This is a genomic window from Amycolatopsis acididurans, assembly GCF_012328925.1.
Taxonomy (GTDB): Bacteria; Actinomycetota; Actinomycetes; order Mycobacteriales; family Pseudonocardiaceae; genus Amycolatopsis_E; species Amycolatopsis_E acididurans.
This window is the reverse complement of record NZ_JAAXLS010000065.1, coordinates 1-18,888: the sequence shown is the minus strand read 5'-3', so window position 1 is coordinate 18,888 and position 18,888 is coordinate 1. Positions and strand designations below refer to the sequence as shown.

Here is an 18,888-nt window from a genome sequence, read left to right as displayed (position 1 = left end):
GGACGGGAGAGTCACCGGTGAGCACGTCATTGGCCCATCCGGGCCGTGGGCTACGACAGCGCCTGTCCTCGATCCTGCTGGTTCCGCTGCCGACGCGGGTCGAGTCCGGAATCCGGTCGGCCAGCCGCGTGTGGCCCGTGCGCCCGCTGGCCGACCCGCCACCGGCCTCGGGCCTGCGGCCCGTGCGCGGCGATGCCGGACTGCCACTGCTCGGGCACACCCTGGACTACATCCGCTTCGGTTCCGGGTTCACCCGCGACCGATACCAGCGCTTCGGGCCGGTGTCGTGGATGGGCGCCTTCGGCACACGCATGGTCGTCATCGCCGGCCCCGACGCCACCCAGCAGGCCATGACCGCTGAGGCGAAAGCGTTCTCCCAAGACGGATGGACCTACCTGATCGACGCGTTCTTCCACCGCGGGCTGATGCTCATGAGTTTCGACGAACACAGGATGCACCGCCGGATCATGCAAGAAGCGTTCACCCGCCCCCGCCTGACCAGCTACACCCAGAAGGTCAGCCCCACCGTGCGCGCCACGGTCGCCGACTGGCCCACCGGCACCCCGACCCGCCTCTATCCTCTGCTCAAAGCCTTGACCCTCGACATCGCCACCTCCGTCTTCATGGGCGGGCGCGGCGGACGCGAGGACACCGGCGCCATCAACAACGCCTTCGTCGCCACCGTGAGGGCAGCCAGCGCCATCATCCGCGCCCCCATTCCCGGAACCCGCTACCGGGCCGGCATCACCGGACGGCGCCTGCTCGAGGACTACTTCACCCGCCACCTGCCCGAGGCCCGAGCCAGTCAGGGCGACGACCTGTTCGCCGGACTGTGCAACGCACGCACCGAGGACGGCGAGCAGTTCAGCGACGACGACATCGTCAGCCACATGATCTTCCTCATGATGGCCGCCCACGACACCTCGACCATCACCGCCGCGGCGGCGATGTACTACCTGGCCAAACACCCCGACTGGCAGCACCGCGCCCGCGCCGAATCCGACGCGCTGGGCGAGCGCACCTCCGACATCGACGACCTCGAATCGCTGACGACCCTCGATCTGGTGATCAAGGAGACGCTGCGGCTGGTCGCGCCCGTGCCGATCGTCATGCGCAAGACGGTTCGCGACGTCGCCGTCGCCGGCCACCACATCCCCGCTGACACGCTCGTCGCCATCGCCCCCGCCGTCAACCACTTCGACACCGACGTGTGGAGCACACCCGATGAGTTCGATCCGGCGCGATTCGACGAGCAGCGGGCCGAGGACAAAGGGCACCGCTTCGCCTGGATCCCCTTCGGTGGCGGCGCCCACAAATGCATCGGCCTGCACTTCGGGACACTCGAAGTGAAAGCGATCCTGCACGAGCTGCTGCGCTCACACACCTGGACCGCCCCCGCCGACTACACCGTGCGCTGGGACAACACCTCACTGCCCGTGCCCGTCGACGGGCTGCCGCTGACCCTCACCCGGCGCCGATGACCGCCCTCACCGACCTGCCCGCCCGCGTCGCGACAAGGACCGCCGCCGGCGCGGACGACGCGGAACAGTGGACGCTGCTGCGCCGGGCGCAAGCGGGCGACACCGACGCGTTCGCGCAGATCTATCAGGCGCAGCGCCACTTCGTCTTCGCCTACCTGTACCGACGCGTGACAAACCGCCACACCGCCCAAGACCTGACCGCGGAGACCTTCGCCAGGGCCTGGCGCTCCCGCACCGCGGTCACCCACCAGCGATCCGAGGTCAACGCCTGGCTGGTGACCATCGCGCGCAACCTCCTGCTCGACTATCGCAAGGCCGCCGCCCGCAGGGAGTGCCCCACTGCTGACGCCGACCCCGGCATCGACCGCAGCCCCCGTCCAGAAGATGCCGCCGTCGTCGCGGAAGCCGCGCGCGAGGCAGCGCACGCGGTGCGGCCGCTGCTCGCCGCGCTGACCGAGGACCAGCGACGCTGCCTGTTTCTGAAGTTCTGGGCTTGTCTGTCCAACCGTGAGATCGTGAGATCGCCGCGGTCCTCGACCGCAACGAGGCGGCGGTGAAGATGCTGCAGCACCGCGCGTTGACGACGCTGCGCCGCGTCGGCCGCACATCCAGCCCGCTGGCCCAGCCTTATCGGGTCGCAGGTGACGGCCATGACTGAACGCCACGACGACTTCACCCAGCCGACTCACTTTCTCGACTGGCGCGACCCGGCCGTACTGGCCTTCACCGATGCGGCGGTCCGCGGCACCGCCCATCCCGTGGACAGGGCGCGCCTGATCTTCCTCGCAGTCCGCGACCAGCTCTGGTACGACCCCTACACACTGTCGACACACCCTGCGGACTACCGCGCCAGCAGCATCGCCCGACGCGACTACGGCTGGTGCGTGCCGAAAGCCGTGCTGCTCACCGCCGCCTGCCGCGCCGCCGGCATCCCCGCCCGGCTCGGATTCGCCGACGTCCGCAACCACCTGCAGACCGACACGCTCCGCGCGCGCATGGGTGGATCGGACCTTTTCGTCTATCACGGCTACAGCGAGCTGTACCTCGACGGCCGATGGGTCAAAGCCACACCAGCATTCAACAAAGAACTCTGCGCCCGATTCGGGGTTCCGCCGATCGACTTCGACGGCGTCCACGACGCGCTCATGCATCCCTACTCCGCCGACGGCAGCCGCTTCATGGACTACGTGACCGACCACGGCTGGTACCCCGAGCTGCCCCTCGCGGAGATCTTCGCCGCGCTGCGCGCCGAATACGGCAGCGACCTCATCGACAGCAACGACATCGCAGCACACACACCTGAAGACACCTTCACCCGATAACCCCGTCCACCAGATCCGCGCAGCGGATCCGCCCGACAGGAGCACCAATCGTGCCTACCGCACCGTCCTGGTCCACCCCGGATACCGAACAGCTGCGCGAACTCGCCGCTAAGTTCTGCGCCACCCAACTCGTCCCCCATCGCGACCGCTTCGCCGACCAGCACCAGGTCGACCGCGACCTGTGGAACCGCGCCGGCGACCTCGGACTGTTGTGCCTGTCGATTCCCGAGCAGTACGGCGGCGGGGGCGGAAACTTCGCCCACGAAGCCGTCCTGCTCGAGGAACAGGCCAAAGCCGGCGACACCGCGTGGGGCGCCGGGCTGCACAGCGGCATCGTCGCCCACTACCTGCTGGCCTACGCCGCCGAAGACCTCAAACAACGCTGGCTGCCGAAAATGGCCACCGGTGAGCTCGTCGGCGCCATCGCCATGACCGAGCCCGGCACCGGCTCAGACCTGCAAAGCGTCCGCACTACGGCCGTAGCTGACGGCGACGAGTACGTGATCAACGGCAGCAAGACGTTCATCACGAACGGCCAGCAGGCCGACCTGATCATCGTGGTCGCTAAGACGGACAGAACCCAAGGCGCATCCGGCATATCCCTGATTGTCGTCGAGGCCGACCGCGAAGGATTCCGCCGCGGCCGGGCGCTGCACAAGATCGGCCAGCAGGGCCAGGACACCTCCGAACTGTTCTTCGACGACGTGCGCGTGCCCAAGGCGCACCTGCTCGGCGACGCCGAAGGGCAGGGCTTCGTGCAGCTGATGCTGCAGCTGCCGCAGGAACGCCTCATCGTGGCCGTGGGCGCCGTCGCCGTCATGGAAGCCGCCCTGGAACAGACGCTGCGCTATACCAAAGAACGGCAAGCGTTCGGCCGCCCGGTGTTCGGGTTCCAGAACACCAAGTTCACCCTCGCCGAAGCAGCCACAGAGACCCGGATCGCGCGAGTGTTTCTTGACCACTGCATCACCGAGCACCTAGCCGGTCAGCTCGACATCCCCACCGTCGCGATGGCCAAGTGGTGGACGACAGATAAGGCCATGGAGGTCCTGGACAACTGCCTGCAGTTGCACGGCGGATACGGCTACATGGCCGAGTACCCGATCTCGCGCATGTGGGTCGACCAGCGGGTGCAACGCATCTACGCCGGCACCAACGAAATCATGAAAGACATCATCTCGCGCACCTTGTGACCAGCAGGGCCGAACCGATCCCGAACGCATCTCGCTGAATCAACCGACCGGAGACACCCAGTGACGACGCTCGTTGCGCACGACCTCCTCGAAGTGCGAAACCCCGCCGACAATTATCTGCTCGCGACGTTGGACGTCGACGGTGAGGTGGCAGTCGCAGACGCAGCCGCTGACCTGCGCCGCGCCCAGGCCGCATGGGCAGAGTCCGGCCCACAGGCCCGGGCGCAGTGGCTGCGGCGGTGGCGTAGTTGGATCCTCGACCACACCGATGAGCTGACCGCCCTGCTACAGGCCGAGACCGGAAAGGTCAGACCGGACGCGCTGGTAGAGACTACAGCGTCGTGTGAGTTCATCAGCCACTACGCCGACAACGCGGCGAGGTATCTTGCCGACGAGTCGGTGAAGCCGGCCGGGCCGCTGAGCCTGCCCAAGCGGCTCTACACGCGATACAGCCCCTACCCGCTCGTCGGCATCATCACGCCGTGGAACTTCCCCATCACGCTGTTCCTCATGGACGCCGCGCCCGCGTTGGCAGCTGGCTGCGCCGTGCTCGCCAAACCCTCGGAGGAGACCCCGTTGGCCAGCGGCCGGCTCATTGACGGGTGGACGGAAATCGGCGCGCCACCTGTGCTGACCCAGGTAGTCGGTCGTGGAGACACCGGTGCCGCTGTGGTCGACGCGGCCGACTTCGTGCAGTTCACCGGGTCGACCGCGACCGGCCGCCGCATCGGTGTGCGCTGCGCCGAACTGCTCAAGCCCTACAGCCTCGAACTCGGCGGCAAAGACCCCGCCATCGTCTTGGAGGACGCCGATCTCGACCGTGCCGTCAACGGCATCACCTGGGGCGGGCTGTTCAACTCCGGCCAGGTATGCATCTCCGTGGAGCGGGTCTATGTCGCCGCGCCCATCTACGACGAGTTCGTGCAACGCCTCACCGCCAAGGTTCGCGGCCTCAGCCAGGCAACCGCCGTCGGCGGCGACGTCGGCGCCATGGTCACCGCGAACCAAGTCGACATCGCCGACCGGCACGTCACCGACGCCGTCGCCTCCGGAGCCCGAGTCCTCGTCGGCGGAACCCGCGCCGCCACCGGCAACTTCTTCGCACCCACCGTGCTGGTCGACGTAGACCACACGATGACCTGCATGACCAAGGAAACCTTCGGACCCACCATCCCGGTCATGAAGGTCCCCGACGAAGACGAAGCAATCCGCCTGGCCAACGACAGCGACTACGCACTCTCAGCGACTGTCTGGACCCGCGACCGTGCCCGCGGACAACGGGTCGCCGCACGGCTCGACGCGGGGGCCGTCAACATCAACGACGTCTTCAGCAACCTGTTCGCCACCACCCTTCCCCACAACGGGTGGAAACAGTCCGGCGTCGGGGCACGGCTCGGCGGCGCCTACGGGCTGCGCAAGTACTGCCGCACCCAAGCCGTTACCGTGCCGCGCGTCCCCACCCTGGGCAGCGAACTCACCTGGTACCCGTACTCCCAGCGCCGCACAGCCGTGACCCGGTGGGTGCTACGTGCCGTCGCGAACCGCGGCGTCGCGGCCCGTCTCGGACTGCGCAGGCCAGGTCCGCGATGAGCGCAGCGACGGCAGCAGAGCCACAGATACTCCGCGGAGCCGCGATCGACCTGAACAAGATGCCGGTCAACGCGGCGATCCAGTTTCTCGACCGAGTCGATATCGGAGGCGACCACGAGGCCTTCCGCTACCCACGTGGCGAACGATGGGAGTCGGTCAGCTGGCACGAAGTCGGCGAACAGGTCCGCGACCTGGCCGCAGGCCTCCTCACCCTCGGCCTCAAGCCCGAGCAGCGGGTCGGGATCGTCTCCGCCACCCGCTACGAGTGGATCGTCGCCGACCTCGCGGTCATGTGCGCCGCGGGCGCCACTACCACCGTCTACCCGAACACGGCGCCCGAGGACACCGCCTTCATCCTCGGAGACAGCGACTGCCGGATCGCCTTCGTCGAGGACGAACACCAGCTCGCGAAGATCCGAGAACGCCGGCACGAGCTGCCGCAGCTCGCAACCGTGGTGGCCTTCGACCCAGTCATCGCCGACGGAGCGGATGTGCTCTCCATCGATGAGCTGGCCGCCCGCGGAGCGGTCCACCGCCGCCACAACCCCGACATCGTCGACCGGACGGCCAAAGCGATCCGAGCCGACCAGCTGGCCACCCTGATCTACACCTCCGGCACGACGGGTCGACCCAAGGGCGTCCGGACTCTGCATCGCGCCTGGGTGTTCGAAGGGGAAGCGGTCCGCGCGCAGAGAATGCTCGACGACACCGACCTGCAGTATCTGTGGCTGCCGCTCTCGCACGCCTTCGGACGGGCACTGCTGTCGGCACAAATGACCTGCGGGTTCGCGACCGCCGTCGACGGCCAGGTCGACAAGATCATCGACAATCTGGCCATCGTGCGCCCCACCTTCATGGGCGCAGCACCGCGTTCCTACGAAAAGGCCTACGCGCGGGTGTCGACGAGCGTCGCCAACGAATCACGCATCAAACAGGCCCTCTTCGCGTCCGCCTTCGGAGTCGGCGACCTGGTCGCCCAGCGTCGGCGCGACGGCCGCGCCATCCCGTTACATCTGTCCGTCGCCCACCGAATGTTCGACACCCTCGTCTTCGCCAAGATCCGTGCGCGCTTCGGCGGACGCATCCGCTTCTTCATCTCCGGCGCCGCCGCGCTCAACGACGACATCGCCGCGTGGTTCGACACTGCCGGCTTGGCGATTCTCGAGGGCTACGGCATGACCGAGGACGCCGCAGGCGCCACGATCAACCGCCTCGACGACTACAAGTTAGGCACCGTCGGCCGTCCCTTCCCCGGCACCGAAGTGCGCATCGCCCCCGACGGCGAGGTACAGATCAAAGGCCCACACGTGATGGACGGGTACCACAACCTGCCCGATGCCACCGCCGCAGCCACGACAGCAGATCGGTGGCTACGCACCGGTGACAAGGGTGAGGTCGTGGACGGCTACCTGAAAATCACCGGCCGCATCAAGGAACTGTTCAAGACCTCGGGCGGAAAGTACATCGCCCCGCCGGCGATTGAGGCCAGGTTCAAAGCGTTGTGCCCCTACGCCAGCCAATTCATCGTCTTCGGCGCCGAACGCAACTTCGTGACCGCGCTCATCACCCTAGATCCGGACACCATCAGCGAATGGGCTCAAGGCGCTGGCCTCGCCGCTTCCTCCTACGCCGACATCGCGACCTCGACACAGACGTTGGCCATGATAAGTCGCTACGTCGACGAGCTCAACGCGCAACTGAACCGCTGGGAGACGGTCAAGAAGTGGCAGATCCTCGACCACGACTTATCAGTAGAGACAGGAGAGCTGACCCCCTCGATGAAAGTCAAACGATCGGTCGTCGAAACGCGCAACCAAGCCCTCATCGACGGGTTCTACGCCTAACCGTATGACTGGCCCAGACATCGCACTTACCGCTTAAGGAGCAGAACATGACCAAGACCAGCATTGGCCAGTCGAAAGTAGTTGCCATCACCGGCGCGGCGCGCGGGATTGGCTACCAGACGGCCAAAGAACTTACTCGGCGAGGGCACCGCGTTGCTATCGGGGACATCGACGAGCAGCAGCTGAAAGCGTCCGCCGACGAGCTAGGAATCGCCACCTTCTCAGTCCTTGACGTCACCGTCGCCGACTCCATCGACAGATTCCTCGACCTAGTCGAGAGTGAACTCGGTCCGCTCGACGTCCTGATCAACAACGCTGGAATCATGCCCACCGGCCACGTCCACGAAGAACCCGACGCCGTCACCCGGCGGCAGATCGAGATCAATCTGCTCGGCGTGATCTACGGGACGAAGCTCGGCCTGAAGCGGATGCTGCCACGACGTTCCGGCCACATCATCAACACCGCATCGCTAGCCGGCGAGCTGCCCGTTCCGGGCCTCGCGACCTACTGCGGCACCAAGTTCGCCGTTATTGGCTTCACCGAAGCAGCCAGGCAGGAGTACCGCAAGTCCGGCATCCAGCTGTCCACAGTGCGACCTACCTTCACCAACACCGAACTGGTCGCGGGCACCGCCGGCGCCAAAGGCATTCGCAACGCCGAACCTGAAGAGATCGCTGCAGCCATGGCAAACCTTATCGAAAAGCCCAAGCCCTTCGTGCGCGTCACGCGTGTAGCCAGTGGCCTCGCCGCCGCCATGAAGTTCATCCCGTCCCGGCTCGCCGAGACGCTTTCTTCGTCACTTGGGGCCGACACAGTCTTTCTCGACGATGTTGATGCAGGGGCCCGGAAGAACTATCTCGATCGCATCTTGACGAACTGATCAACTTGGTGGCAGCGCGACCTGGCACGATCAGACTCATCGCGGCACTGGCGAGCGCCTACGGCCGGTAACCGCCGATAATGGGTAATATCGGCGTATTACAAGACGGTCTGAGTGGGCTTCGTTCCATCGCTCGGGAGTGGCGCCGCAGGTCGCGGTAGGGACCGCCCTTGCGGGCGGCCCCCCGCACAGATCCCAGCGTGCGGAACTACCGCACTGGGCTCCTGCCTCGGGTACGAACGTCGAAGCGCAGTTCGGGAAAGGGATGTATCACGCGGGCGGGTGGTAGCCACCTTTTCGCGATGCGGTCCATCCGGGTCCAGTTGAGTCGCGTGCGTTGGCTGCGGCGCCGCAGCGCCTTGTGCCAAAGCCGGGTCACCTGGGTGCGGAAAGCCGCCACCGCGTCGGTGTTGCCGGGCATCGCGTGTAGTGCTTCGTGCTCGGCGGGTGGGATGTGTCCGAGTTCGCCGTGCAGGCGCCGGTTGTTGTACCAATCGATGTACTCGACTGTTGCGATTTCCAGGTCGTCCAGGCCGCGCCAGGGGCCGCGGTTGCGGACGAGTTCGGCCTTGTACAACGAGTTGAACGCTTCGGCCATCGCGTTGTCGTAAGAATCTCCTTTGCTGCCAACGGATGCGACCGCACCGGCGTCGGCGAGCCGCTGGGTGTAGCGGATCGCTCGGTACTGGACGCCGCGGTCGCTGTGGTGGACCAGCCCGGTCAGGTCCGCGCGGTCGGCCTGGCGGCGCCAGATCGCCATCTGCAGCGCGTCCAGGGCGAGGTCGGTGTAGAGGCTGGTGGAGACCTGCCAGCCGACGATCAGGCGGGAGAACACGTCGAGGACGAACGCTGCGTAGACCCAGCCGCCGGCGGTGCGGACGTAGGTCAGGTCCGCGACCCATAACTGGTTCGGTGCGGTGGCGGTGAAGTCGCGTTCGACCAGATCACCCGGCCGTCCGGTCTCGGCGGCCGGGCGGGTAGTGCGTGGGGACTTGTCCCGCAGCAGCCCGCGCAGCCCGATCTCGCGCATGAGCCGCTCCACCGTGCACCGCGCCACCTCGCTGCCCTGCCGGTTCAGCTCGGCCCACACCTTCCGCGCCCCGTAGACGCCGTAGTTGACCTCGTGCACCTGCTCGATCTTCTCGGCCAACACCCGATCCCGGGCCGCGCGAGCGGGCTCCGGACGGGCCTTGGCGGCGTAGTACGTCGACGGTGCGATCTCGGCAGGCGTGCCCTCAAGCACCCGAAGGACCGGCTGGACACCGTGCTGCTCCCGCTGGGAGTCGACGAACTCGACCTTCATCGCGACGGACGGTCCATGAAAGTCGGCCCGGGGCGCGGTGACTGCCTTGCGGTGGTTCCGTTTCCCCGGGCCGCTTCCCGAACCCGGCGTGCACCTTTCAATGCACCGGGCTCTCCACGAAACCCGTTCAGACTGCGCGGGTCTCCTCGTTGGTGGTGTCTGGCCAGGGCGAGGATGACCGATCCGCGGTAGCGGTATCGGGTCGTGCCGATCTTCTCCAGGTCGATCAGCTCCCGTTCGGTCCCGGCTGGCCACCACCCGCCGCCGCAGTAGCGTTGACGCAGCTGCTTCCAGGTCGATTTCGGGTGCTTGCGGCGGATCCATCTCCACACCGTCTGCCACAAGTAGTGGCTCAGATAGGAGAACACCGCCGAGGACACCCCGGCCCGGAAGTAGCCCGCCCACCCCCGCACGGTCGCGTTCACGCGACGCAGCAGGTCATCCAGCGGCTGTCCGATCTCGATACGTCGACACAGCGTCTTGATCTTCCGTTTCGCGGCCAGCACGGCCTTCTTCGACGGATAGACATAGACGTAGTGCTTGCTGGTTCCGCGTTTGCGGTGACGTTGGATGCGCCACCCGAGGAAGTCCAGCCCCTCATCGATGTGGGTGATCAGGGTCTTGTCCGGCGACAGACGCAACCCCATCGTCGCCAGCACGGCGGCGATGTCCTCCCGCAACGCCTCGGCGTCGGTCCTGGTGCCGCGAACCATCAGGCACCAGTCGTCGGCATACCGGACGAGCTTGAAGTTCGGCAAGCCGTGGCGCAGCCGCGTGGCCCGCTTCAGCTTGCCGGTGTTCGGTCCGCCCGGCCGCTCGGCGATGTTTTCGTCGAGCACTGACAACGCGACATTCGCCAGCAGCGGCGACAGGATGCCACCCTGCGGGGTCCCGGCGGTGGTGTCCTCCAGCAGACGTTCCTCGCTGAGGATGCCCGCCTTCAGGAACGCCTTCACCAAGGCCAGGACACGGTTGTCTCCGACACGTCGACGCACCCGGCCCATGAGGGCGGTGTGGTCGATCTCGTCGAAACAGGCTTTGATGTCACCTTCGACGACCCACTCGTAGCAGCGAGGACGGGACGCTAGATAGCGCACCTCGGCAACCGCGTCATGAGCCCGGCGCTTCGGGCGGAAACCGTAGGAACACGGCAGGAAATCCGCCTCGAAGATCGGCTCCAACACCAGTTTCAGCGATGCCTGGACCACCCGGTCGGCGATCGTGGGGACGGTGGCTTCATAGTGCTCCTCCTGCAGGCGTGTGCGGGGATTTTCTGGATGGTGTGGTGCTGGTCGGGCTGGATTCCGTTGTGGTGACGCGTTTTCTGGGTTCGAGTATGCCGGTGGGTACCGACAGTTTCCGGTGTTGTTTAGCGGCGGGTTCGGGGTTTGCTGCGTCGGGCTGCCGGGTTGAGGTGTCCCGATTCGATGATGCGGCGGTTGCAGGCATGCTGGATCTGGCCGTTCCAGGGGATGCAGAGCCGGTGGCCGCTGCCGCGATGCGCGTCGAGTTGACCGGTGTTGATCCAGTAGTAGATGACGCCGGTGCTGCAGCCGAGCCGTTCGGCGGCCTGGGCCACGCTGATCTCGCCCTCGGCGTAGGCGACGGGGGCGGGGATGTGGTAGGCGTGGCGGATCCACTGCACGGCCTTGACGTCGAACGGGCGCCCGTGGCCGGTGGTGAGTCCGGCGGCGTTGAGGATGTTGGCGAGTTCGGCGGTGGGGGTGGTGGGGCCGAGCCGGGTGACCATCTCGACCGCGGGTGAGGGGCTGCGTTTGGCGGTGCCGGGGTGAACGGCGCGAGCGACCCGCAGTTCGTCGGTGGCGCCGGTGTGCCAGCGGATCCCGATGGCCACTTTGTCGTGGTCGGTTTCGGGTAGCAGGGTGATGTCGGCGATGAGGGTGCGTAGCAGCCGTTTGCGGTCCTTGTTGCTGGTGGTGGGGGCGTGCCAGAGCCCGGGCAGGTCAGCAGCCAGCTGCTCCAGCTCGGCCCGGCCGGGCAGGGGCGGCAGCGTATCGGTGGCGGCGGCCAGGGCTTGTTCGGCCTCGGCCAGGGTGGCGAGTTTCGCCTCCCATCGAGCCTCCAGGCTGCGCGCGACGAGCCGGTTTTCCGGCTCCACCGCGTGGAAAGCGCGTTCGGCGCGTTCGGCGTCGTAGCGGGCGCGTTCGACGGCGAGCTCGGCGGCCCGGCTCACGCGCTGGTGCCGGTCGGTGACCCGGTCGGCGGCGGCGAGTGCGAGCGCGACCTCGGTGGGATTCAGCGCCGCCAACAGTTGTTCGGCCACTGCATCGTCCACTGTGGATGCCGCAACGGAGCGGCAGGTCGGGGTGGTGAGCCGGTCGGCGCGCGAGGAACACTCGTAGGACGGTCTGGCGTCGGTGTGGTAGTTGGTGCGCATCGGCTTGCCGCAGGACCCGCACGCGATGATGCCCTGACACAGCGCCGAGCCCTCGCGGGGTGGCCGGGCACCGGCGTTGGTGCGGTTTGCCGCCAACTTGGCTTCGTTGAGCAGAAACTGCTCCCAGGTGATGTAGCCAGGGTGGTGATCTTTGATCAACACGGGCCACTCGGCGCGAGGCCGCTCGACGAGTCCGGTGTGGACGGTTCCGTCGGGATCGACCCGCCGGCGCGAGGTATAGCGGCCGTGCACATAGGCACCCGCGTAGCCCGGGTTCTTCAGCACACCCAGCACGCGGGCGTGGGTCAGTTTTCCCCAGCGCAGTTGCCCGGCCCAGACCCCGCCGTAGGCGCGCAGCGGGAACCGCCGCGTCGCGAACGCGGCCACCACCCCGTAGGCCGAGCCGGTCTGCTCGAACGCGGCGAACACATCACGGATCGCGGCCTGGACCTCGGCATCGGGGTCGATCACGACGTCGCCGGCCTCGTCGTAGACCAACCCGACCGGCAGCGGGGTACGCAGCTCGCCCCGCTGCGCCGCCGCGTTCTTCGCCGCGTGCAGCCGTTGCGCCATCACGTGCAGCTCGACCTCGCCGATCGTGCTCTTCATACCCAGCAGCATCCGATCGTTGACGTCTGCCGGGTCGTAGACCCCGTCGGCATCGATGAGTAACGTCTCGGTGATCGCGGCGAACTCCATCAACCGCGCCACCTCGGCATTCGAACGGGCCAGCCGGGAGATCTCGATCCCGAAGATCGCGCCCACCTCGCCGGAACACACCCGGCCCACCAGCTCGGTGAAGCCCGCCCGGGCCACGCCCCACCGGCCCGAGACCCCCAGATCGGTGTCGATCACCACCACGTCCTGGCGGGCCCAGCCCAGCCGGACGGCCTCCTCTGCCAGCCCGTACTGGCGCGTCGTGGACTCGGTGTGCTCGCGCACCTGCACCATCGACGACTGGCGCAGATAGACCACCGCCAGACGGTCGCGGTGAACTCTGGTGATCTTGCCCTCGCCGTTCATCGCCGCCGCCTTTCAGCGCCGCCACGGTCATGTTCGCCAGCACCGCCACCACCTCGCCCCGGAAAACCCCGGTCAACACTGCGGTCGGCGTGGCGGTGTCCATCGGCTACCGAAGCTCCCGCCGGGCCAGCAGCTCGGCGTTGATCGCCGAAATCTCGGCCACCACCGCCTCGACCTCGCCACCGGTACGCAGGTAACGGCGCACCACCTCCACCAGCGCCGCCGGCACATACCGCAACCGCCCCCGCCCCGCTGTCTTCGGCGCGAAGTAGGCATACGGGCCATGCCCCTCGCCCTGCACGCAGCGGCAGTCGGGCTTGCCGCAGCGCCGCGTCTGCTCCACCAGCGACCCGGACAACAACCCCTCCGCATCGCCGAGCCGGTCCACCAGCCGACGACGACGTGCCAGCAGTGCCCGCGTCGACAGACTCGACAGATCGTTCTTGTGTGCGTTCATCACACAAGAGAGTGTCAGTATCGGCCATATCAATCAACAACTCCCAGTGCGCGTGTCACCACAGCCAGCGCGGCCAACCCCTCCGCAGTCAGCCGATGCGTCTGCGCCGGCTCACCACGATCGGTCCATCCCTTCGGCACCGTGATCTGGCCGCTGACACCGCCCGAGCACACGAACACCGCGCCCCCGGCCCGCCGCTTGACATACAGAACCCCCAGCCGCCGCCCCCTCAGCGGATGGAACGGATGCGTGACGACAACAAAACCCAAATCATCACTGGACGACGCGGCAGTATGCCGCCTCCGTCGCGATCCCGAGACGACGCTTCTTGCCATTCGCCTTGGGGATCATCCGCTCCCGCACCGGGACCGGCCGGAACGTTCGGGTCTTCAACCGCTGTCGCAGCCGGTCGCAGAACACCTCCACCCCGATCTCGGCCTCGATCGCGTAAGCGGTCCTACCATCGACCCCGGCCGAGCGGGCGCCCTTGTTCCGTCGCACCCGATCCCACGCCACCAACACGAACGCGGGATCACAGACAAGGTTGTACAGATCATCAAACCGGCGATGAGGATCATCGCTGGCCCACCGGTGCAGCTTGGTCTGGATCTCTCGTACCCGACGCTCAGCATGGTATATCTCTGACGCCAGCTCGTCGGTATTCACCGGCGACCTCCGAGCATTCCAACCTCCATCACCACTTGACTTGCTGGCCCCCTTCGCCCTGCGACCGGCTCTCCCGGTCTCCATGACGGGTCGTTACGCCCGCGACTACTACGGAGCCTCCGCCCCACCTACGGCCATCAGCCGACGACGGGCCTGCCCACCGACCGGGTTGGACACCTGGCAGGGGAGGGCGGCCATAGGCGGTTCCCACGTTCACCTTGCGACCGTTCGACGAGTTAGGCGCCCAGCTCCTGCCCCGGCAGCATCGCCACGGCTACGCCGCAGTCCTTCACCGTGGCCTCGTGACCGGCGAAACCAACCGGCTTCAGAGTTGACCTTCCCCACAGGAGGAGTCACGCGCTGCATCCCGGCCCATATCCGCCAGATTTGAGCCGGTGGAACTCTTACGGGTGCTTTAACACTGATTTCTCGCGTGCACCTTCTCATCTCGCTCGCCGAACCCGCACCGTCTGGCAGTATCGACACGTCCCGGCTTTGTCAGGGCTGCTTCCCGCCTTCCCCGGCGTCTCCCGGACCAGGCTGCCCTCAGCTTCGATCGGGCCGCTGCGACGACCCAACGGCGAAGTCCTTTCACCTCCACTCGGTCACAAAGCGCCTCGTGGCGCACGGTTTCCGTGTTCCGCACGCATGAGACACGGCCGGGTTGGGTGCCTTCTTTACCCCGGGGCGGCGGTGCCCTCCCGACCAGCGCAGCCTCTCCGGTCGGCGCCTGCCGTTTCCCAACGGCCAGCCCTATACCCCGCTGGAACCTCCCACCTGCGGAGCTGCTGATAACGGGGCATACGAAGATTCACTCGCGTTCACCCGTCCGGCCTTCCCCTCGCCCGTGACCCCTGGGTGGAACAGCGGCCCTTCGGCTCTTCCCTGGGCTTCGCACCCTGCGGTTACCCACAACGCACGCCAGGACGGGGACGGTCCCTCGGACACTGGACCGGATCACATCCTCACTTCACCAAGCAAGCTCCAATCGACGTGACCACTCACTACGTGCGACCTCACGTCGCACGGCTGCCCCCAGCTTCACTCAGGCCGCTGCGACGACCCAAGGGAGACGGTCTCTCACCACCTCTCGATCAACCCAGCGCCTCGTGGCGCACAGCTCCGCTGCGAAGAAAGACGCCGCTGACTTCAGGATCTGGTTCGCCCGCCGCAGCTCACGCACCTCGCGTTCCAGCTCGGCGACCCTGGCCGCTTCTGCCGAGGTCGTTCCCGGCCGCACCCCGTCGTCGGTCTCGGCCTGCTTCACCCATGTCCGCAACGCCTCCGGGTGCACACCGAGCTGGTCGGCGATCCGCTTGATCGCCCCACCCACCGACGCCGGGTCCCGCCTGGCCTCAACTGCCAGCCGCGTCGCCCGCTCACGCAACTCGTCCGGATACTTCCGTGGTGCTGCCATGACTGTGAATCCTCCGGGTGTTCGACGTCTCCATCAAACCCGGGGCGGGACATTCACCCTCGCGCCGCGCTCGGTGTTGAACCGTTCAACCCCGCGCGTCGTGCCACGTCCTCCATGCCACGTCCTCCGTAGCGCGGCGTCGTTGATCGGCAAGTGCTCCCGCAGACCAGTCAGGTCTTGGAGCCGCCATGCGTGCCCACCGCGAACTGGACGACCACAGCGTCAGACATCCCGTCGGCATGCCGGTCACTGAAGTCGACATCGCTGAATAATCACCATCAGAAACCCGTAGTACCAACACGCCAGCGCCCAGGTCACACGTCACCATCGCTCGGCCAACCCAAGACATTCACGGCACACGATGCCGCCACTACCGACCGCCAGCCAGACTGTCACTCACGGTATCAACTCGGAGACGGGCATTCGCCGCGAACGAGCATTGCTCGTTGCCAGCAAGTGAAGCTGAGTCCGGATCACACCGCGAGCAACGGCCGACGCGAAGTCAGCACGTGGCTGCCCATCCACGAGTGGACCGAAACGGAGGTATGGCAACACATTCGCGCTAGCGGTGTGCCCTACCACCCTGCTTACGACGCCGGAATGACCCGGTTGTCGTGCTCTCTGTGCATTCTCGGGAGCCGCGCGGATCTCCTGCGCGCCGCACGCCTTCGGCCAGACCTTGCGGCCGAGTACGCCCGGATCGAGGACGAGATCGGGCATCGGTTCCGCAACGACATGTCGACGGCGGAGATCATCACCGGCGCAAATCCTTAGTGGACAGTTCCTGTTCTGAGTCCTCCCGAGTTCCGATAGTCCGCTGTTCGTATCACGAACGCTGAGAACGATTGAGGTTCGCCATGCTTGCATCCGATGACATCGTCCGCGCACGACTTTTCTTGATGCGCGCGACTGAGCCACCCACGCAATCCGTCGGCGCCTACACCGCAGTCCACGGCCCAGTGGAGGCCGCCGACCGCATCCGCGCCGGTTGTGCACCCCCGGCGGTGCTCGCCGAGGTCGCACAGCCTGAACCCGATCTACGCGACGACCTCGCCGCACTCGAGGCGGGGCATGCCAGGCTGCTCACCCCCGAGGACGACGACTGGCCGAACGCGGCGGCGCACGACCTGGCCGCCTCCGGCACGGGAGCGCCGCTGGGCCTGTGGGTGCGCGGTGACCCGCAGCTCGGAGTCCTCACCGCTGGACCGGTGGCCGTGGTCGGCTCGCTGGCTGCCAGCCCGTATGGCGAGTACGTCGCTGCGGAACTCGGGCGAGGCGTCGCCGATCGGGACATCGCCATTGTCAACGGTGCCGGGTTCGGGGTCGAAGCGCACGCGCTGCGGGGTGCCCTGAGCACCTCCGGACGCGGCCGGTGCCTCGTCGTGCTGGCGTGCGGTATCGATATCGAGTACCCCGCCGACCACGGCCCGCTCTTGCGGGAGATCACCGAATCCGGCGGAGTGCTGGTCACCGAGTACCCCCTCGGCACGAAACCTCGCCGCACGCGTGCCTACGCACGGCAACGTCTGGTCGCCGCGCTGAGCGAGGCCACGGTGATCGTCGAGGCCGGCCGACGCAGCCCGGCCCTGGCTGTAGCGCGTACGGCGTCGAGGCTCGGCCGCCGCGTCTACGCGGTCCCCGGACCGGTCACCTCGGCGACGTCCGGCGGGACCAACGAGCTGCTCCGTACCGGGATGGCCATGGCCGTCACCTGCGCCGACGAAGTCACCACCATCCGCGGACTCCGATGACGCGCCGGAACCGTGGGACCAGGTCAGCAGGGGTGTGTCGCGACCAGGAATCGCTGGTCACGACACACCCCTGCTGACCGCAGGCTGTCTCGGTAAGGTGTCTAGGGCGACACGGCGACGAACAGATGGTCAGCCACGCCCAGAGGCCGGTCAACCCCCGGCCACGCGAGAGAGGGCCGCAGATGGACAAGGACGAGCACATAGCGCAGCTCCGCGCCCGCCGACAGCGCATCGAAGCGATCGAAACCGCCTTGGAAAGCATCCGAGACGTGGAAAGCTCTCTGCAGGAGATGCGGGAAATCCTGCTCCAGCAGCGGAAGGTCGAACGAACGGAGCGGCTCACCGATATTCGCGAAGCGGACAAGGCCGGTGTGCCGAAGACCAAAATCTCCAAGGAGGTTGGCCTCAGCCGCGCGAACCTCTACAACCACCTCAAAGGCACCCCAGCGGACGAGTAGCCGGACTCACGCGGCTGGACGATCATTGGAGAACCACAGCCATGCGCCGGAACGCTCCGGAAATGTCACGCAGGCCCTTCCCTGCGACGCGGCGGATGCGCACCTACCGGCAGAGCTGGCCGCCTCGCTGCCGGTAGAACTCCACCGGGTCGACGGCTTGGCCGTTGGTCTCGATCTGCAGGTGCAGGTGCGCTCCGGTGGAAGCTCCCCGGTTTCCGACTGCGGCGATGGGCTGGCCGGCTTGAACGGATTGCCCTTCGCGGACCAGGTTGTGGTCGTTGTGGCCGTAGATCGTCACGATCCCGTCCCCGTGCTGGATGCGGACCCACAGTCCGTAGCCGGACGCCGGGCCTGAGCTGATCACCGTGCCGGAGTTGGCTGCCAGGATCGGAGTACCGATGGGCGCACCGATGTCGAGTCCTTTGTGGAATTCGCTGCCGCGATAACCGAATGCGGAGGTGCAGGTGCCGTTCGTGGGTGTCGTCCAGCCGCCGGTCGTCGCACTGGTCGTACAGGTGGCACCTTGGACGGCCCCGACGATCTGGCGCGCTGTTGGCTCGAATTTCGCGTAGCGGTCAGGAAAGCCTGATCGCTGGACGGTCTGGGCGGCAACGGTGACCGGCATGTTCTGCCAGTTCGGCAGCGCCAGCAAATGCCGGTAGAACTGCTCGCTGCTGTAGGTGGGGTCCATGATCTGCGCGACACTTCCCCAGCCTTGGGACGGCCTCTGCTGGAACAAGCCGACGCTGTCGCGATCGCCGTAGTTCAGGTTCTTCAGTTGCGACTCGGTGAGTGCGGTGGCGACCGCGACGACCCAGCCCTGCTCGGGCACGTTCATCCGTTTGCCGACAGCGACGATCGTCGCCGCGTTGCTCATCTCCTGCGGTCCGTACCCCGCTGCCGAGGTCGCGCTCGCCCCGGCGGGGGCACAGTTCATGCCCCCGGCGGAACTGCTGGAACTGCCGAATACGGCTTGAACCACAGCGATGGCGCCGCCACCGATGAAGAGCATGATCACGACGACGAACCCGGCACCGGCGGCGGCCACCTTGCCCATGGCGCATCACCTCCACGGATGCGCGGGGTCGGGCGGGGGCATCGGGG

The 18,888-nt window shown here is 66.9% G+C and carries 17 protein-coding genes and 1 pseudogene; 10 read left to right on the top strand and 8 right to left on the bottom strand.

Translation table 11 applies throughout. From position 1 onward, the window contains the following. Window positions 1-17: 17 nt before the first annotated feature. The 7 genes from HFP15_RS38505 to HFP15_RS38475 all read left to right on the top strand — a co-directional run bounded on the left by HFP15_RS38505 (window position 18) and on the right by HFP15_RS38475 (window position 8,311). Window positions 18-1,481, top strand: coding sequence for a cytochrome P450 (locus HFP15_RS38505; RefSeq protein WP_312871956.1), 1,464 nt, complete (start codon window positions 18-20; stop codon window positions 1,479-1,481). Next, window positions 1,478-2,038: an RNA polymerase sigma factor gene (locus tag HFP15_RS38500; protein ID WP_168522884.1), complete on the top strand. Its 561-nt coding sequence runs from the start codon at window positions 1,478-1,480 to the stop codon at window positions 2,036-2,038. The genes HFP15_RS38505 and HFP15_RS38500 overlap by 4 nt, the downstream gene beginning before the upstream one ends. Window positions 2,039-2,131: 93 nt before the next feature. Beyond that, window positions 2,132-2,803 carry a transglutaminase-like domain-containing protein gene (locus HFP15_RS38495; protein WP_168522882.1) on the top strand — a complete coding sequence of 224 codons (672 nt, stop codon included), beginning with the start codon at window positions 2,132-2,134 and terminating at the stop codon, window positions 2,801-2,803. 50 nt (window positions 2,804-2,853) lie between these two features. Further along, entirely contained in the window at window positions 2,854-3,996 is a 1,143-nt protein-coding gene (locus HFP15_RS38490) for an acyl-CoA dehydrogenase family protein (protein WP_168522880.1), read from the top strand. A gap of 60 nt (window positions 3,997-4,056) precedes the next feature. After that, on the top strand, window positions 4,057-5,586 hold the full coding sequence (locus HFP15_RS38485; RefSeq protein ID WP_168522878.1) for an aldehyde dehydrogenase family protein: 1,530 nt from the start codon (window positions 4,057-4,059) through the stop codon (window positions 5,584-5,586). Further along, window positions 5,583-7,430: an AMP-dependent synthetase/ligase gene (locus tag HFP15_RS38480; protein WP_168522876.1), complete on the top strand. Its 1,848-nt coding sequence runs from the start codon at window positions 5,583-5,585 to the stop codon at window positions 7,428-7,430. The genes HFP15_RS38485 and HFP15_RS38480 overlap by 4 nt, the downstream gene beginning before the upstream one ends. 47 nt (window positions 7,431-7,477) lie before the next feature. Continuing rightward, the gene (locus HFP15_RS38475; RefSeq protein WP_168522874.1) at window positions 7,478-8,311 is read left to right on the top strand and encodes an SDR family oxidoreductase; all 834 of its coding nucleotides are present in this window, start codon (window positions 7,478-7,480) and stop codon (window positions 8,309-8,311) included. Window positions 8,312-8,519: 208 nt separating this feature from the next. Here the strand turns inward: HFP15_RS38475 and HFP15_RS38470 are convergent, their stop codons facing one another. From HFP15_RS38470 to HFP15_RS38440, 7 genes and pseudogenes are all read right to left on the bottom strand, one after another. Continuing rightward, window positions 8,520-9,614, bottom strand: a complete 1,095-nt coding sequence (locus HFP15_RS38470; RefSeq protein ID WP_168522872.1) for an IS3 family transposase — start codon at window positions 9,612-9,614, stop codon at window positions 8,520-8,522. Next, window positions 9,611-10,834: a reverse transcriptase domain-containing protein gene (locus HFP15_RS38465; protein ID WP_312871961.1), complete on the bottom strand. Its 1,224-nt coding sequence runs from the start codon at window positions 10,832-10,834 to the stop codon at window positions 9,611-9,613. The genes HFP15_RS38470 and HFP15_RS38465 overlap by 4 nt, the downstream gene beginning before the upstream one ends. Before the next feature lie 149 nt (window positions 10,835-10,983). Next, entirely contained in the window at window positions 10,984-13,035 is a 2,052-nt protein-coding gene (locus tag HFP15_RS38460; protein WP_168522870.1) for a recombinase family protein, read from the bottom strand. A 106-nt stretch (window positions 13,036-13,141) separates the two neighbouring features. Next, a complete protein-coding gene (locus HFP15_RS38455) occupies window positions 13,142-13,492 on the bottom strand; it encodes a DUF6788 family protein (protein ID WP_168522868.1) in 351 nt (116 codons plus the stop codon). A 29-nt stretch (window positions 13,493-13,521) separates the two neighbouring features. Continuing rightward, window positions 13,522-13,761, bottom strand: coding sequence for a DUF5372 family protein (locus tag HFP15_RS38450; protein ID WP_168522866.1), 240 nt, complete (start codon window positions 13,759-13,761; stop codon window positions 13,522-13,524). 4 nt (window positions 13,762-13,765) lie between these two features. Further along, window positions 13,766-14,158, bottom strand: a complete 393-nt coding sequence (locus tag HFP15_RS38445) for a reverse transcriptase family protein (RefSeq protein WP_210718438.1) — start codon at window positions 14,156-14,158, stop codon at window positions 13,766-13,768. Between the two features lie 1,129 nt (window positions 14,159-15,287). Beyond that, a pseudogene (locus HFP15_RS38440) lies at window positions 15,288-15,575 on the bottom strand (transposase); the annotation flags it as partial. Window positions 15,576-15,728: 153 nt separating this feature from the next. On the opposite strand from HFP15_RS38440, the gene HFP15_RS43225 reads away from it, so the two are divergent. The 3 genes from HFP15_RS43225 to HFP15_RS38425 all read left to right on the top strand — a co-directional run bounded on the left by HFP15_RS43225 (window position 15,729) and on the right by HFP15_RS38425 (window position 17,784). Then, on the top strand, window positions 15,729-16,349 hold the full coding sequence (locus tag HFP15_RS43225) for a phosphoadenosine phosphosulfate reductase domain-containing protein (RefSeq protein ID WP_312871955.1): 621 nt from the start codon (window positions 15,729-15,731) through the stop codon (window positions 16,347-16,349). Between the two features lie 125 nt (window positions 16,350-16,474). Further along, entirely contained in the window at window positions 16,475-17,326 is an 852-nt protein-coding gene (locus tag HFP15_RS38430; RefSeq protein WP_168522862.1) for a DNA-processing protein DprA, read from the top strand. 182 nt (window positions 17,327-17,508) lie between these two features. Next, complete coding sequence (locus HFP15_RS38425; protein ID WP_043837078.1) at window positions 17,509-17,784, top strand: hypothetical protein; 276 nt, start codon at window positions 17,509-17,511, stop codon at window positions 17,782-17,784. 103 nt (window positions 17,785-17,887) lie between these two features. On the opposite strand, the gene HFP15_RS38420 is transcribed toward HFP15_RS38425, so the two are convergent. Then, complete coding sequence (locus tag HFP15_RS38420; protein WP_168522860.1) at window positions 17,888-18,841, bottom strand: M23 family metallopeptidase; 954 nt, start codon at window positions 18,839-18,841, stop codon at window positions 17,888-17,890. Between the last annotated feature and the right edge of the window lie 47 nt (window positions 18,842-18,888).